Source organism: Mucilaginibacter xinganensis, from assembly GCF_002257585.1.
GTDB classification, from domain to species: Bacteria; Bacteroidota; Bacteroidia; order Sphingobacteriales; family Sphingobacteriaceae; genus Mucilaginibacter; species Mucilaginibacter xinganensis.
Genome location: NZ_CP022743.1, coordinates 4763670 through 4778868, shown reverse-complemented (window position 1 = coordinate 4778868; position 15199 = coordinate 4763670). Strand labels below are relative to the sequence as shown.

Annotated in this window: 14 protein-coding genes and 1 rRNA gene; 8 read left to right on the top strand and 7 right to left on the bottom strand. The window is 40.9% G+C overall.

From position 1 onward, the window contains the following. Window positions 1-203 precede the first annotated feature (203 nt). A 5S ribosomal RNA gene (gene rrf / locus MuYL_RS20850) occupies window positions 204-315 on the top strand. Between the two features lie 88 nt (window positions 316-403). On the opposite strand, the gene MuYL_RS20845 is transcribed toward rrf, so the two are convergent. Continuing rightward, on the bottom strand, window positions 404-1954 hold the full coding sequence (locus MuYL_RS20845) for a serine hydrolase domain-containing protein (RefSeq protein WP_094572392.1): 1551 nt from the start codon (window positions 1952-1954) through the stop codon (window positions 404-406). Between the two features lie 108 nt (window positions 1955-2062). Between MuYL_RS20845 and MuYL_RS20840 the strand changes: the two genes are divergently transcribed. Continuing rightward, the gene (locus MuYL_RS20840) at window positions 2063-2641 is read left to right on the top strand and encodes a winged helix-turn-helix domain-containing protein (protein WP_094572391.1); all 579 of its coding nucleotides are present in this window, start codon (window positions 2063-2065) and stop codon (window positions 2639-2641) included. 63 nt (window positions 2642-2704) lie between these two features. Here MuYL_RS20840 and MuYL_RS20835 read toward each other — a convergent pair whose 3' ends face one another. From MuYL_RS20835 to MuYL_RS20815, 5 genes are all read right to left on the bottom strand, one after another. Next, entirely contained in the window at window positions 2705-3667 is a 963-nt protein-coding gene (locus tag MuYL_RS20835) for a Gfo/Idh/MocA family protein (protein ID WP_094572390.1), read from the bottom strand. A gap of 97 nt (window positions 3668-3764) precedes the next feature. Then, window positions 3765-4823, bottom strand: coding sequence for a hypothetical protein (locus MuYL_RS20830; protein WP_094572389.1), 1059 nt, complete (start codon window positions 4821-4823; stop codon window positions 3765-3767). A 159-nt stretch (window positions 4824-4982) separates the two neighbouring features. Further along, window positions 4983-5870 (bottom strand): class I SAM-dependent methyltransferase, encoded by an 888-nt coding sequence (locus MuYL_RS20825; RefSeq protein WP_094572388.1) that lies wholly within the window; start codon window positions 5868-5870, stop codon window positions 4983-4985. Between the two features lie 165 nt (window positions 5871-6035). Further along, on the bottom strand, window positions 6036-6788 hold the full coding sequence (locus MuYL_RS20820; protein WP_094572387.1) for an ABC transporter ATP-binding protein: 753 nt from the start codon (window positions 6786-6788) through the stop codon (window positions 6036-6038). After that, a complete protein-coding gene (locus MuYL_RS20815; RefSeq protein WP_094572386.1) occupies window positions 6785-7516 on the bottom strand; it encodes an MlaE family ABC transporter permease in 732 nt (243 codons plus the stop codon). Before MuYL_RS20815 ends, MuYL_RS20820 begins: the two co-directional genes overlap by 4 nt. 190 nt (window positions 7517-7706) lie before the next feature. Here MuYL_RS20815 and MuYL_RS20810 point away from each other — a divergent pair, with 190 nt between their 5' ends. The 5 genes from MuYL_RS20810 (at window position 7707) to MuYL_RS20790 (ending at window position 11539) form a co-directional block, all read left to right on the top strand. Further along, window positions 7707-8207 (top strand): GtrA family protein, encoded by a 501-nt coding sequence (locus tag MuYL_RS20810; RefSeq protein ID WP_094573050.1) that lies wholly within the window; start codon window positions 7707-7709, stop codon window positions 8205-8207. Between the two features lie 240 nt (window positions 8208-8447). Continuing rightward, window positions 8448-9152, top strand: coding sequence for an SDR family oxidoreductase (locus tag MuYL_RS20805; protein ID WP_094573049.1), 705 nt, complete (start codon window positions 8448-8450; stop codon window positions 9150-9152). A 23-nt stretch (window positions 9153-9175) separates the two neighbouring features. Next, window positions 9176-9790, top strand: coding sequence for a PspC domain-containing protein (locus tag MuYL_RS20800; RefSeq protein WP_094572385.1), 615 nt, complete (start codon window positions 9176-9178; stop codon window positions 9788-9790). Window positions 9791-9835: 45 nt separating this feature from the next. Beyond that, complete coding sequence (locus tag MuYL_RS20795) at window positions 9836-10804, top strand: LiaI-LiaF-like domain-containing protein (RefSeq protein ID WP_094572384.1); 969 nt, start codon at window positions 9836-9838, stop codon at window positions 10802-10804. A gap of 96 nt (window positions 10805-10900) precedes the next feature. Continuing rightward, a complete protein-coding gene (locus MuYL_RS20790) occupies window positions 10901-11539 on the top strand; it encodes an RDD family protein (RefSeq protein WP_094572383.1) in 639 nt (212 codons plus the stop codon). 50 nt (window positions 11540-11589) lie between these two features. Here MuYL_RS20790 and MuYL_RS20785 read toward each other — a convergent pair whose 3' ends face one another. Continuing rightward, the gene (locus MuYL_RS20785) at window positions 11590-12216 is read right to left on the bottom strand and encodes an RDD family protein (protein WP_094572382.1); all 627 of its coding nucleotides are present in this window, start codon (window positions 12214-12216) and stop codon (window positions 11590-11592) included. A gap of 248 nt (window positions 12217-12464) precedes the next feature. Between MuYL_RS20785 and MuYL_RS20780 the strand changes: the two genes are divergently transcribed. Further along, window positions 12465-15194, top strand: coding sequence for a PAS domain S-box protein (locus MuYL_RS20780; protein WP_094572381.1), 2730 nt, complete (start codon window positions 12465-12467; stop codon window positions 15192-15194). Window positions 15195-15199 lie beyond the last annotated feature (5 nt).

The window sequence follows — 15199 nt, the reverse complement described above, 5'->3', positions numbered from 1 at the left end:
TATGGAGATCAGAGACTAAAGATCAGAGATTAGGACTTGTCCTTGGAACTGACCGACTACCCTTTGATCTCTGAACGCTAAATATTGTTGTTTTCTCAATCTACTTACTTCTTTCAATAATATGTCATTGTTTATTAGTAGACAGTTAACGGCGTTTAGGCAACTAATCTCTAATTAACTAATCTCTAATCAACTAAAAATATTCAGGTGCCTATATCGGCGGTGTCCACCTCTTCCCATTCCGAACAGAGAAGTTAAGCCCGCCAGAGCCGATGGTACTGCAGTAAAATGTGGGAGAGTAGGTCGGTGCCAAATCTTATCAAGACCCTTTCATCTTTCGATGAAGGGGTTTCTTGCTTTATACCCCCCCCCGGGGTGTCTAGAGTATATCTATTTAAGTAATTTACTTTTTACTATCGTCACTACTTATTTTATCGGTTAAAAGGCTTTTCAATGCTTGTTTACCACCTTCATTATCCGGGTTTAATTCGATTGATCTCTTATACATAAAGATTGATTCCTGTATTTTGCCCGTTTTGGCCAAAGCTTCTCCATAGCTATCATAAGTATTGAAACTTGCTGGAAAAAACAAAGTATTAAGTTTCAACGTTTCGAGCGCGAGTTCGTCGTGATTAGTAAAATTTCCCGAATAAAGGAGCTGCAGGCCTAATTCGTTCATTTCGCCTTCGCTTAAATAATAATGTGCCGAATCGGCTCTTAAGCGTTGGAGTTTACAGAACGCCGCATCTACACCTTTGATTGCTAATACTTTACCATATACCTTCGTTAAAGACTTTTTACGGATAATTATAGCCTTGCCGTTAAGGATAGCCATCGTGTTAATTCCGTTTCCGTAAATGCTCCGGTTAAATGTATTATCAAAAATGATGACGGTTTGTTTTTTGGTGATATTCCTGATAAAGATACTTAAGGCGCCAGGTTGCCCACCTGTGTGGAAAACCATCTTCCCGGAAGAGCTATCAGCAAATATAAACCATCCGAGACCGTACGATGTCTTGCCGATTCCAATATTGGCAATATTATTTTCGCCATTGTTTAGTTTTGCAGGTGTAAATGCTTCATCTAGTGTAGACTTTTTTAAGAGCTTGTTGTGGTAAAGCGCATCATCAAACTTCAGCAGATCTGCTGCCGTGGTGATAACATTACCCTGCCCTATAAAGCCGCTTGCGCTAAAGGTTCTCCACCTGTATTTTGCCAGGCTATCAACATTTTGCATCTTATCCGAAAATAGAAAAGGATATTCATAGTTAACAGCCCTTTTGTTATCCTGAACGTGTGTGGCATTTTTAAGAAAATAAGTACTATTCATTTTAGCCGGTGTAAAAATGTATTGCTTTACATATTGCTGAAAGGTAATGCCTGAAACTTTCTCAACAAGAAGGGCCAGCAGGCAATAGTTGGTATTGGAGTATTGCCACTTTTCGCCCGGGGTAAAACTTAACGGTTTATTCCACATTTTTAATGATGACAATACGTCTTTGTTGCTGAATATTTTGCCGGGGTTTTCAGTGATTTGCTTTTCGTATAATTCATAATCGGGTAAACCAGAGGTGTGGGATAGGAGATTTCTTATAGTTATTTTACGGTACGGGAAATCGGGAAGGTATTTTGCCAATGGTTCGTCTAACTTAAATTTATTTTTGTCTCTTAACTGCAGAACTGCTGTTGACGTAAACGTTTTTGAGACAGATGCCAGCGAAAATTCAGTGTTATCGGTATTTGGAATATTGTTTTCAAAGTCTGCTAAACCGAACGACTGTTGATAGATAATGTTTCCCTGCTCAGCAACCAGTACATTTCCGTTTATTTCACCGTATTGATATAATGATTTAAAGAAGGTATCCAGGCGCATTCGGATGTCCTGTCCGCCAGCACGGGCGGTTGTCACCATACATAGTATCAGCAGGAACAGGGTCTTGGTAGTTGTTTTCATTTGCGATGTTTTTCCACAAATGTATAGGCCTTATTAATGAAACCGCATTTAGAAAAGCTTTGGAAAAGCTTTAGAAACCTTTAGATTTACCACTATAATCAGAAATTAATGCAAAACACAGTATTTATCATTAATGATCGTTTTTTTGTTGACGCAGAAAGAAGCGAGCTGGTGGATAAAAAGACGGGCGAAAAAAATCGCCTTGAGCCCCGTTTGATGAAATTACTCGTTCTGTTGACTGCACAACAGGGCAACATTGTAAAAAGGGAATTCATAATAAAAGAGATTTGGGATGATTACCCCGGGGCAAATGAGGGATTAAACCAGGCAATTTCCTCCCTGCGCAAACTCTTGGCGGATGAACAGAAAGCAATCATACAAACCCAGCCTAAAGTTGGTTATAGCCTGCATGCGGTAATTTCGCCGGTTGGTAAGCGTAAGCTTCAGTTGAAAAAAAAGAATGTACCGTTTATGATTGGTGCGATTGTTCTAATACTCGTGGTGTTTTTGACAGTGGATATTTATTTTCAAAGAAAAGCACTCCCGGCAACTAACCGGCAAGTAAATGAAAAAAACGATGCGGAAATATCAAGACTGGATTCGATCCGTCAGGTTTCGAAAATAAAGCTGTTATTAAAAGATACTTTAGGGCCTGCAGCTAAGGGGGATTCATTGAGGACTAAATAGAGATGTTGAGTAAATCAAACACACATCTTAAAAAAGCTGTAATCCTTTACACCTGGATTGGTTTTATTCTCCTTTAAACTTTAACCCGATCTGCCCCCTTGCAATATCCAGCATTGCAATCATCTGCCTCGACATTTCGTAACTAATAACCGGGCTTTCGGTTTTACCCTCACGGATCAATTGACAAAAGTGTGCTATTTCATAGTTCAGGCCACCGTCTGTAAAGGGTACATCAAGGTCAACCGAGCGGCCATCAAGATAATTAATGGTTGCATGGGATGGGTTCCACCAATTTTTATGAATAGTTACATGACCAAGAGTTCCGCAAATCAAGGCATCGCCTTTTCCGTGCAAGTCAAATCCGGCATATAGCTGTGCGTAACCGTTTGTATGGAGGGTTTGAAATACAGTAAACATATCAATACCTGTTTCGCCGAAGCGCCCCATTGTCTGCACTTCTTTGGTGTCACCAAGCCAGTCCACGGCTAAAAATGCTTCGTAAATACCTATCCCCATAATTGCCCCTCCTGCCAGTTCGTGGTTAAAGTTCGGGTGTTCCGGCGCAATATCAGCTACCGATGAGCCTGCCCTTACATAACCTACCGGGCCGATGGGGTCATTCAACAGGTATTCCTTTAAATTACGATATAAGGGATAAAAAGGCGGCTTCATTCCTTCCATAAAAAGCAGGTTGTGCTTTTTCGCTGCCGCAATGATTTCCTCCAGGCTTTTAAGATTGATGGCTGCCGGTTTCTCACACAACACATGCTTACCGGCTTTAAAAGCTGCAAAGCAATAATCGGCGTGGCTGTCGGGCAGGGTTGCTATATATACGGCGTCAATATCGCTTGTAAGTAATTCGTCAACGGTTTTGCAGGCGTTACCACCATGCAGGGCGGCAAAACTATTTACAGATTCTTCACGGCGCGACCATAATGAAACCAATTCATTACCAGGTACTGCTTTGAACCCCTGCATAAACCGGTGTGCAATACGCCCGCAACCAATAATACCCCATTTTATCATTTTTATTTTAAAAAAGCAGAGACGCAATAAATCGCGTCTCTAATAATGTCTTTAATAATATTCCCTTCCGGCGGCGCAGCATATAGCGCCTTTGCTATTATTGATATTGGATATAGATCGGGAAAGGCCTTTTCTTTAAAACTTCCTGTGGGGTAAGCATATGATGTGGCGCTTTCTTGATATCATTTTTGTAAAATAGTTTAAAGCCGGTGAACTGAACAGGTTCGTCACGAACAAAATAACGGTAAGTGCCTTCTTTCAGATCAGGTTCGCCCCATCCATCCATATCAATTACCATTTGAACTTCGGGACGCAGTTTGATGTTCTTATAGTTAGTTAGCATCTTTTTTGTAAAGCGGTGAACTATTAAAATTTTCGGTGGCAGGTGATTCTTTCTTACCAGGTTAGCAAGGTAATTTGATACATAATTGATGTCATCAGCATCGTAGGTGCCTATCTTTTTTCCCGGATGTGTGCCGTCTTTCATAGAAAATTCAGGATCCATACCAAAATGAACATTAGGCATACTCAGGTATTTTTCAAGCAACGGCAATTCAACCCTTATCGTGCTTAGTGCAACCTGTACATCCAAAAACACAATAGCATGTGCTTTTTTGGCAAGTTTTAACACTGTATCTATCTGTTTAAGCGGCATCCGATGACGGTATTTACCATCTTTGCCAGCGTCGCCGCTGGCTACAACAGCAATATAATGCAGTGCGGGTTGCACCGGTGTTTTTGGATCGGCTTTTTCCCAGTTCTTTACTTCCCCTTTTAATTTAGCAAGCATTTCATTTGGCGGTAATTCGCCAAGGATGCCCATTTTTTTCGCATAAAGATTACCGTAAAAAGCTACGACCCTTTTGAATGGCAATATAGCGCCTGGTAACGGATAAGGGGTGTTTTTTACGGGCCATTTCCCAGTAGTATCGCCATTGGCAAGGCGCTTCATCAGCGAGTCGTAAAGCTTTTTATCAATTGGCGGATATACCACTTTTGCGGTAACAGTATCCTCAGGTGCTTCGGCAGCAACTTTTTTGGTGGTGTCTTTTGCGGTGGCGGCCTTGTCTTTACCAGCGGGCTGGCTGCAACTTGAAAACAGCGCTAACGCGGATAGTACAAATGCAGCAGGAAGAATAATGTTTTTCAATTTCATTTATCAGATTTTTGTATATGGCAGGGGTTCTGCAAAGTAACACCTTTTTTTGTAGTTGGATTGGTTTAAATTATCAACAATTTATCAGTTTCAGGTTGTAAATGTGCAGTTTGCACATTTACACTTGTTGTCGGATTCTAAATGGCCGGTGTGCTACAACTATAATGCAGTTTTATAGAACTTCCCAAAAACTCCCAATGGTAGTTTACAACCTGCGGTGGCCTGCAGGTAAAGCTCCCCGGTTTCCAGGTTTTGAACTTGCGGATATGCACCTTTGATCAGGTTTTCAATTATCACCGACGAGAAACCAAGCGAATAGGTATTTAAGATCAGGAAATGTTCATCGGGATCCAGCAGTTGCATCACATCGGCCATCATTTCATTGATATTATCTTCCAGCTTCCACTTTTCACCGTTTGGGCCATGCCCGTAAGCCGGGGGATCAAGAATGATCCCATTATATTTTTTACCCCGCTTTAATTCGCGTTTTACAAATTTCAGTGCATCTTCAACCACCCAGCGAATGTTGGTGAGGCCCGAAAGCTCCTGGTTTTCATTAGCCCACGTAACCACCTGTTTAATGGAATCAACATGCGTGGTATCGGCACCGGCAGCCCTGGCAATCAGCGAGGCCCCGCCGGTATAGGCAAACAAGTTGAGCACTTTGGGCTCGGGCGTTTTGAATTTCTTTATATTTTGGGTGATATAGTCCCAGTTAACAGCTTGCTCCGGGAAAATCCCGAGGTGTTTAAAGGAAGTTAACGCTAACCTGAATTTAATACCCGCCTCGGGGTTTTTGTATTCAATATGCCAGCGATCAGGGGTGGCCGGGTTCTTTTTTACCCATTCGCCAGATGTTGCCGAACGGCCCTTAAATTTAATATGATGCAGGCGTTGCCACTCTGAATTGCTTAAAGCCTTGCTCCACACCGCCTGCGGCTCGGGCCTTATCAATATCACGTTGCCAAAACGCTCCAATTTTTCAAAATCACCGCAATCAATCAGTTCGTAATCTTTCCAGTGTATTGGTGTGAGGAGTTGGATCATGGTTGTTAGTGATTAGAGACCAGAGGTTAGCGATTAGATAGAATAAAACGCAAATATAATAATCTATGGCCTGATAGTGATTGAAGTTTTGTAATTGAAGGCTTTGATTCGACGAGCTTTACCCGGGTTCAACTAAGGTTCTGGCCAATAACCTTTAATCTCAGCCTATAACTTGCCTTTTGCCGCTTGCATAAACTTGCTGGCAAATACAAATGAGTTGAGTTCTTTATTGTCGGTGTGTGCTATTTCTTTATTTGAACCTTCCCACCATTTTTTGCCCTCGTGTAAAAAAACAATATGGTCGCCTATGCCCATCACTGAATTCATATCGTGTGTTACAATAACGGTAGTTATCTTGTATTCTTCTGTCAGTTCGTTGATGAGTTCATCAATCAGGATAGAAGTTTTGGGGTCGAGGCCCGAGTTTGGCTCATCCACAAAAAGGTATTTAGGCTGCATAGAAATGGCCCGGGCAATTCCTACTCTTTTTTTCATGCCTCCTGAAAGCTCGGAAGGGTATAATTTGTTTTTACCTTCAAGGTTAACTCGCTTGAGACAAAAATTTGCACGGTCAAGTTTTTCGGCACTTGTTTGCTGTGTAAACAAGTTTAGCGGAAACATAATATTTTCCTCTACCGTCATTGAGTCAAATAATGCGGAGTTTTGGAATAGCATTCCTATTTCGGTACGGATGGGCACCCGCTGGGTGAAATTCATTTCTGTAAAGTTCTGATCATCAAAAAAAACCTGCCCTTTGGTTGGGTCGTGCAACCCTACGATACATTTAAGTAAAGTAGTTTTCCCTGATCCTGACCCGCCTATGATAAGGTTATTTTTACCTGCAGTAAACTTTGCACTAATGCCTTTAAGCACCTCGTTCTCACCAAATGTTTTATAAATATCCTTTACCTCGATCATAGCATTAAACGTGTTATAACCAAATCGGCAAATAAGATCATTACACAACTGTAAACTACTCCTTTGGTAGCTGACTGTCCAACTTCGAGCGCACCGCCCGATGTGTAAAATCCCTGGTAAGCACAGATGGAAGCTATGATAAATCCAAAAACAACCGCTTTAACAAGTGCAACTCTTACAGTAAGGCCATCAAAACCGCTGTGTACACCTGATATGTAATCAGCCGGGCTAACATCGCCAGACAATACACAGGCAATCCAGCCGCCGGTTATGCCTAAGGTAATAGATGCAATAACCAGCAGTGGCACCATCGTCATTCCCGCAATAATTTTGGGGGCAATTAAATAGCCAGGCGCATTTACACCCATAATTTCCAGGGCATCAATTTGCTCAGTTACCCGCATAGTGCCTATTTGCGATGCAATGCTTGAACCTACCCGGCCAGCCAGCACCAATGATGAGATGGTTGGACTAAACTCAAGGATGGTTGAATCGCGCGCTATGCTGCCGGCAATACTGCGGGGCACCAACGGACTTGACAACTGGAACGCCACTTGTATGGTGGTGGCGGCACCTATAAATAATGATATGATACTGATTATCCCGAGAGATCCGATGCCCACAGATACCATTTCGCGCATTACTTCGGCCCAATAAACTTTAAATTTTTCGGGTTTGCGGAAACTTAAGTGCAGTAAGAGTATATATTTTCCTAAGCTATTAAACATTTAATAATTAAAATTCGGCTAAAAATACGGTTTTAAGCAATACGGTGCATTACGCAAAATCTTCTTAATTAATATTATGCCTTTTTAGTGATAAAATTGCAGAAACATTAATAGTGAGAATAACTAAAATACAAACAGTTAGTTTTGACAAATGTTACATTGGCACCATATATGCCAAAAATATACGCAAATGAAAAAATTGCATCATGCTTTAAGGCTGTTTATTTTATCAGTAATTGATTTCTTTTACAAACCCTTTAAAAAGTTTATTCCCTTGCAAACCTTCCGGTATGCTGCGGCAGGTGGTGCAAATACAGTGTTTGATATTGCTCTTTTTTCTGTTGCCTATAATTTCATTTTCAAAAAACAGAATATAGATATCGGGCATTTAACCATGAGTCCCCACATTGCATCGCTGGTATTTGCTTTTTGTTTTAGTTTGCCTTCTGGCTTTTATCTTAACCGCTATGTAGTATTCCAGCAATCCGGCTTAAGGCGCAGGAGCCAGCTTATCCGGTACCTGATAGTGGTTTTTTTCTGTATAATTTTCAACTACCTGCTCTTGAAATTATTTGTGGATTATTTTGGTTTCTATCCTACTCCATCAAAAGCGTTAACGACAGCGTTGGTGATTATTTTTAGCTATAGCAGCCAAACTTATTTCTTTTTTAAAACAAAAACTACGGACTGATTTAGTCCGCTGTAGTTGATAAGCAATTAGATTACCACAGGGCTCGGCCGTTAAACGACTTAGCCCTCTTCTTTTTCACCGCCTTTTTTCCCGGCTTTACCGAAAATTTAACCAGCTTTACCAAAAGCCATAATCGGCGCGCTTACATATAAATTAGATTTGACGTATAATATCATTGGGGATTTTTAGATATTATTGTTTGAATTAACATTACAGTATTCAAACACCAGGATAAAGAAAATGAAAAACGCACTCATAACAGCATCAACAAAAGGCATAGGCAGGGCAATTGCAATAGCGTTTGCAAAAGAAGGCATTAACCTTGCCCTTTGTTCAAGGAACGGCGATGATCTTGCTGCTTTCAGGGAAGTATTATCCGTTATTAATCCCAGTATAAACATATATACCGCTGTTACCGATGTTAGTATAAAACAACAGTTACAAGACTTTGCGCAGGGTGCAGCGCAACACCTTGGTTTTATGAGCATAATTGTTAATAACGCAGGCATTTATGAATACTCCAGCATATTGAACGACACGGAAACTACGCTTGACAAGCATGTAAATACCAACCTGATGCCTGCTTATGAGCTTTACCGTTATTTTGGAAAAACAATGATGGCGGCGCGTGAGGGACATATATTTAACATATGCTCCGTAGCATCGTTAAGCCCTATTGCTGAGGCTGGTACCTATAGTGTAACAAAGTATGCGCTGCTGGGTCTTAACAAAGTAATGCGTACCGAGATGCAGCCATACGGTGTAAAAGTAACGGCCATTATACCTGGCTCAACCCTGACCGACTCATGGAAAGATATGGAGGTTGACAAGGATAAAATGGTTTTGCCTGAAGACGTTGCATCGGCTGTTGTAAACATTTACAACATGAGTGCGGGTGCAAACGTAGATGAAATAGTAATAAAACCGACTTTCGGACAAATATAAATCAACTCAAAAACAATATAACAATGAACAAAAAACTATATCGTGATGAATACCACAAAGTGTTTGGTGGTGTTTGTTCAGGCCTGGCAGAATATTTCGAAATGGATGTTACTGTTATGCGCCTGCTATTTGCTTTCACCTTTTTTATTATGGGTGTAGGCTTCGGTACTTATATCATTCTATGGATAGTATTACCAAAAAAGGGTTACCTGTACAATAATTATAATAACCCAACGGTAGATTATACCGTGCCGCCACAACAAGCCGGCAGCCAGTTTAATACGCCGCCGCAAACCGGCAATCCTTTTGGTGGCAATCCTTTCAGTGCCAATCCATTTGAAAACGCACCGGTTGAAAGTGCTGCTCCCAAGCAAAAATCGCATGCGGGTGTTATAATAGGTTTGGTGCTTATTATGGTTGGTGCAGCAATCCTTGTTGATGAATATGATCTTATTCCTGATTTTGATTTCGGCAGGTTGTGGCCTGTAATACTGGTTGTGGTTGGCGGTTCGCTGATTATATCCGGCCAAAGAAAACAAGCCTGGGATAAAGAAGACTGGAAAGCTGGCCCCGAAAAAGAAGAACCAGCCGCTGATGACCAGGCTGCACCAACTGCTGACAACGCACCAACTGCATAATTACAGGTTCATAATAAATGAGCTAACCATAAAATAAAAATTAATATGAAAAACGATAAATTAATTCCGGGTGTAATCCTGGTGCTTATAGGAGCAGCAATACTGCTGGGCAATTTCGGATTGCTGCATTTTCGGTGGTACAATATATTTCACCTTTGGCCAATATTTTTAGTTATTGCCGGTGTAAACCTGGTATTTGCACATAATAAAACTATTTGGGCAACTATTATAAAAATAAGCGTAATGGTAATTGGTGTAGGCCTGTTGTTTTTTGGCGATTTTGGCGATCGTTATAACTTTTGGCCACGCCACAATTTTAGCTATCACAGCGATGATTTTGATGACAACAACGATGACGATAGCGACAGCAGCGGGTCGGATTTTAAAATGAGCGGTTCGGGCGCTTTTAATGAGCCTTATAACGTTAATATAAAACTTGCCCGTCTTAACATAACCGGCGGCGGTACCGCTTACAATTTATCAGATACTACCAACCAGTTGTTCAGCGCATCAACAATGGATAATGACAGCCGTTATCTTTTAACAAATACTAAAACTGACTCTGTTTATGTGGTTAACTTTAAAATGAAGGATCATAAAGGCATAAACTTCGACTCAGATAAAAACAAAGCCGAAATGCGGTTAAATTCTAACCCTATTTGGGACATAAGCGTTGAAACCGGTGCTGCAAGCCTTGATTTTGACCTGTCGAAATTTAAAATACGTGACCTTAAATTGCATGGCGGCGCGGCTTCCTTTAATGTTAAATTAGGTGCACCTTTAGCGCTAACTAATGTTGATGTTTCAACCGGGGTTTCAAACGTTGAAATAAGCATTCCTGAAAATGCAGCCTGCAGCATTGAGACGGATTCGGGCTTATCAGGTAACGATTTTGAAGGCTTTAATAAAACCCGCGACAACAACTATGAAACTCCGGGTTTCGCATCGGCCAAAAATAAAATACATATCCATATCAGCGGCGGCCTGTCAGGCTTTGCTGTAAACCGGTACTAAGTAACATTAAATAGATTTAGGCTGAAAGGTTGTAGTGTTGAAATAAACGTTACAACCTTTCGGCTTTATAGCGTTTTAAACTAACTTTGGTATGTAATGGAACCTTCTGATAATACCGTTTTTCGAGCCGTCAATACCTATTTTCTTGTTATCAATGGCAAGCCTGAAGGTCCATTTACCACGGAAGAGTTAAAACAGCACAGAATAAAGTCAGGCGACTTTGTTAAAACAGCAGAAATGGACGACTATAAAGAAGCCCATGAAATTATTGAGCTGAGACAGGTTTTAGGTTTTAAGCAGGAGGCCCTTATTCCCCAGTATTTTGGTAGTTTTGATCAGCGGTTGATGGCTTCTGCGCTTGACTGGTTTTTTGTTTCGGGTGTATGCATTGTGCTTGCCTTTATAGTTAGCTTATTCATCAGCGATGCAGCAACCCGGCTGATAGTTGTTTTGAGCCTTTTTGGCGTTATTCCCCTGGTGAAATTTATCTACCATATAATTATGGAAAGCTCGGCGAAGCAGGCAACCTACGGCAAGCAGATTTTGAAGATAAAAGTTTGCGATATGCAGGGCCAGCGGATCAGCCTTGGCCTGGCAGCGGCGAGAAACCTGGCTAAACTACTTTCCGTGTTAACCTTTTTTGTCGGTTACCTGTTCAGCTTCTTCACAAAACAACAACAATGCCTTCATGATATGATTGCAGGCACTTTGGTGATGAAAGACAGGTTGTTTTGAGTTTACCTTTCGGGTAAGCACAAAAAGTGTACTGACTATTTTTTTTACAACTACAATTTTACAACATAGGTTTTTGCCAGTAAATCATGCAACGCCTGGCGGTGTTCAGTAAAAAAGATGCTTAAAAAGCCGCTATAAAACAGAAAAATTGAAATGGCTTTACCTACACTCCGTAAAAGCGCATTCAAATAACTCAATCCCGCGCCGTCAATATCAACTACTACCAGCCGACACAACTTTTTGCCCAGGCTGCCTTTCATCGGTGATGCTTCGCAAATTGAATTGTACAATACAAGCGTAATGCTGGTAATTAGCTGCAATAAAAGAATATCTGTCACCGGCATCTTTAACAAATCGTTGTAAGACTTTAAATTGAAAACAAAACCGTTAACGGCGAGCATCCGTAACACCAGGTTCATTAAAAAGGACAGGATCACGTAGTCGATAACATAGGCAAGCAATCTCCAGCCAAACGAGGCCAGGTTATCCCCTGTTGGTAAATAAATTCCAATCGACTCAAAATAAGGATAAAATTCCGGCAGATCGCACGCATCCTGCCAGGTATCGGCTATAGATGAACGTACCCTTGTATGCACATCAATGTTCATTTTAGTTAATTCCTGGTAGCTGAACGGGCCACTTTGCTCACCATCAATTAAAATGTAATAATCTGTCATATGTAAAAGTATAAAACAACTAATTTACCTCATTATATCCTGATAATAAAAAGACTGTTTCGTGTCGGTAAAGTTATAACGAATAGTAATAAAGCGCTCAAATTTTAACTTTTTTATCTCGAAACATACAAACGTTAAAAAAGTGCAAACTTTTGTAAGAATAAAAGTGTTTATTTTTATTAGACGTGAATGTTTAGCATATAACTCCAAAAACATTCCGAAAGCCGATTGGAGGAGCGTCGAAAAATATGAATACACACCCTGTCCCCAAAAACGAAACAGCACGTGTAAAGGCGCTTCGCAATTACAATATATTAGATACGTTGAACGAGGCTGAGTTTGACCGGCTTACCGAGCTTGCATCGATTATATGTGACGTTCCTATTTCGCTGATCACCCTTATTGATGAAGACCGGCAATGGTTCAAATCTGTTATAGGCCTTGATGTAAAGGAAACTCCACGGGATATTGCTTTTTGCAGGCACACCATAATGGATACTTCGATATTAGAGGTGGAGGATGCCACGAAGGACGACCGTTTTAAAAATAATGAATTTGTACTTAATGACCCCAATGTCAGGTTTTATGCAGGCTATCCATTGATTGATACGCAGGGGCACGCGCTGGGTTCATTATGTGTAATTGATGACAAGCCGAGAGCATTAACGACTAAACAAAAAAGAGCGCTTGAGCTATTGTCAAAAGAAGCCATTTCGCTTATTATTGAGCGAAGGCAAAAAGAAGAGTTAAGAAATTTTGAAAAACTGTTTAATCTCTCAAACGACCTGGTTTTTGTTGGCGGGACGGACGGGTATTTCAAAAGAATAAATCCTGCTTTTACCAGGATATTCGGATGGACGGAAGACCAGCTTTTGAATACAAGGTCATTTGAATTTTATCATCCGGATGATATTGCCGCTTCCGAAAAGGAGTTAGAAAAATTGGGTAAGGGCCAAAGTACCGTTAATTTTTTACAGCGTTTTAGAACGAGCAGCGGAAAATATAAAGCCATCGAGTGGACATCGACACCGGAGCCTTCAACGGGTAGTATATTTGGTATTGGACGGGACGTTTCTGAGCTGATATTAAAGGAAAAACAACTTGCTGCAAGTGAAGAAAGGCAGCGCATTTTTTTTGAAAACTCACTGGGTGTTATGTTTACGCATGACCTTAAAGGGAAATTTCTTTCAATAAATAATGCTGCTGCTGATGTACTCGGCCATCCGCGCGATAAAATAATGAAAGCGTCTTTGTATGATTTGAATCCTGACCGCAAAGATGCAGTTGATGCCTACCTGGCCAGGATCCAGTTGGAAAAAAGCATAAAAGGACAAACTTCGACACCTCAAAAAGATGGAACAGTAAAAATATGGCTGTACAACAGCGTATTTGAAAATACCGGCGATCACGAGCCTTATGTGATTGTGGATGGGATGGACATAACTGATAGGTACCGCCTTGAAAAAGATTTGGTCAGAACTACACAAATGCTGGAAGAAACCAACAGGGTTGCAAGGGTTGGCGGCTGGGAGTTGGATATGGGAACCGGGAAGATCAGTTGGACGTCGGTAACCAAAGACATTCATGGCGTAAGTGCTGGCTATGAGCCGGATTTATCATCAGGGATAAATTTTTATAAAGAAGGTGAAGATCGGGAACGCATAATTAGGGTGATTGATAAAGCTATTTCGACGGGCAACCCATGGAATGAAGAATTGCAGCTTGTAACGGCCAACGGAGAGGAAATATGGGTAAGGGCCTTAGGTAATGCTGCGTTTGAAGACGGAAAATGTATCAGGCTTTATGGCACTTTTCAGGATATTAATGATTACAAGTTAGCCGAATTGGCCCTAAAAAAGTCAATGGATACCCAGGAAAAATTAAATCTTGTATTACTGGAGCAGCTTGAAGTAATACAGCAGCAGGACAAAACCATTGAAAAGATCAGGGAATTTGAATTCCTTGCTGATTCTATCCCGCAGATGGTGTGGACATCCAACGCAGACGGGAGTTTTGATTATTATAATAAACACTGGTATAATTATACCGGGCTTACGCCGGAAGAGACAAAAGAGAAAGGATGGGACACCGTGTTGCACCCTGACGACGTGAAAAATGACTTTGCCTTATGGGAACAGGCCGTAGCAACCGGGCAGCCTTACCAGTCAGAAATCAGGCTAAAAAGAGCATCTGACGCAGTATATAAATGGCACCTTGCAAGAGCATTGGCGATGAGGGACGAGAATGGCAATGTTATAAAGTGGTTTGGCTCATGTACTGATATAGATGAGTATAAAAGAGCACTTGACCTTGAAAACCGGATAAGCCAGTTTGAGGATTTTAACCGGATTGTAGCGCACAATTTACGCGGACCCGCAGGCAGTATCGATATGATTTTGAATATGATGTCGGCGTCGGATACCCGCGAGGAAAAAGACGAGTATCTAAAAATGCTAAAACAGTCAAGCTCGACACTTATTGAAACTTTGAATGAACTGATGAAGGTGCTTGAGGTGAGGAATAACCAAAACCTGCCTTATGATGACTGTGACCTTAATGACATTACGCTGAATGTAAAACAAATGCTAACCGGGCAAATCATTTCGAAAAAGGCCATTATAAGCACCCACTTCCATATAGCGGTGATGAAATTTCCGAAAATGTATCTTGAAAGTATATTCTATAACATGATCAGTAATTCATTAAAATATAGTAAAACTGATGTGCCTCCTGAAATAGATATTACTGCACAAAATAAAGCGGGGCGCATGGTACTTGTCTTTAGTGACAACGGGATAGGGATTGACATGAAGCGGCATGCCAAAAATATCTTTAAACTTAACCATACTTTCCATTCAGGGTATGATAGTAAGGGCGTAGGTTTGTTTATGACCAAAACACAGATTGAGACTTTTGGTGGTACTATCTCCGTAGAAAGTAAACCGGGGGCGGGTAGTAAGTTCACTATAACGTTTTAATGCCT

Bases quoted from the DNA above. Each gene is read 5' to 3' on its own strand.
- MuYL_RS20845 (WP_094572392.1), bottom strand. From the start codon at position 1,954: ATGAAAACAACTACCAAGACCCTGTTCCTGCTGATACTATGTATGGTG.
- MuYL_RS20840 (WP_094572391.1), top strand. From the start codon at position 2,063: ATGCAAAACACAGTATTTATCATTAATGATCGTTTTTTTGTTGACGCA.
- MuYL_RS20835 (WP_094572390.1), bottom strand. From the start codon at position 3,667: ATGATAAAATGGGGTATTATTGGTTGCGGGCGTATTGCACACCGGTTT.
- MuYL_RS20830 (WP_094572389.1), bottom strand. From the start codon at position 4,823: ATGAAATTGAAAAACATTATTCTTCCTGCTGCATTTGTACTATCCGCG.
- MuYL_RS20825 (WP_094572388.1), bottom strand. From the start codon at position 5,870: ATGATCCAACTCCTCACACCAATACACTGGAAAGATTACGAACTGATT.
- MuYL_RS20820 (WP_094572387.1), bottom strand. From the start codon at position 6,788: ATGATCGAGGTAAAGGATATTTATAAAACATTTGGTGAGAACGAGGTG.
- MuYL_RS20815 (WP_094572386.1), bottom strand. From the start codon at position 7,516: ATGTTTAATAGCTTAGGAAAATATATACTCTTACTGCACTTAAGTTTC.
- MuYL_RS20810 (WP_094573050.1), top strand. From the start codon at position 7,707: ATGAAAAAATTGCATCATGCTTTAAGGCTGTTTATTTTATCAGTAATT.
- MuYL_RS20805 (WP_094573049.1), top strand. From the start codon at position 8,448: ATGAAAAACGCACTCATAACAGCATCAACAAAAGGCATAGGCAGGGCA.
- MuYL_RS20800 (WP_094572385.1), top strand. From the start codon at position 9,176: ATGAACAAAAAACTATATCGTGATGAATACCACAAAGTGTTTGGTGGT.
- MuYL_RS20795 (WP_094572384.1), top strand. From the start codon at position 9,836: ATGAAAAACGATAAATTAATTCCGGGTGTAATCCTGGTGCTTATAGGA.
- MuYL_RS20790 (WP_094572383.1), top strand. From the start codon at position 10,901: ATGGAACCTTCTGATAATACCGTTTTTCGAGCCGTCAATACCTATTTT.
- MuYL_RS20785 (WP_094572382.1), bottom strand. From the start codon at position 12,216: ATGACAGATTATTACATTTTAATTGATGGTGAGCAAAGTGGCCCGTTC.
- MuYL_RS20780 (WP_094572381.1), top strand. From the start codon at position 12,465: ATGAATACACACCCTGTCCCCAAAAACGAAACAGCACGTGTAAAGGCG.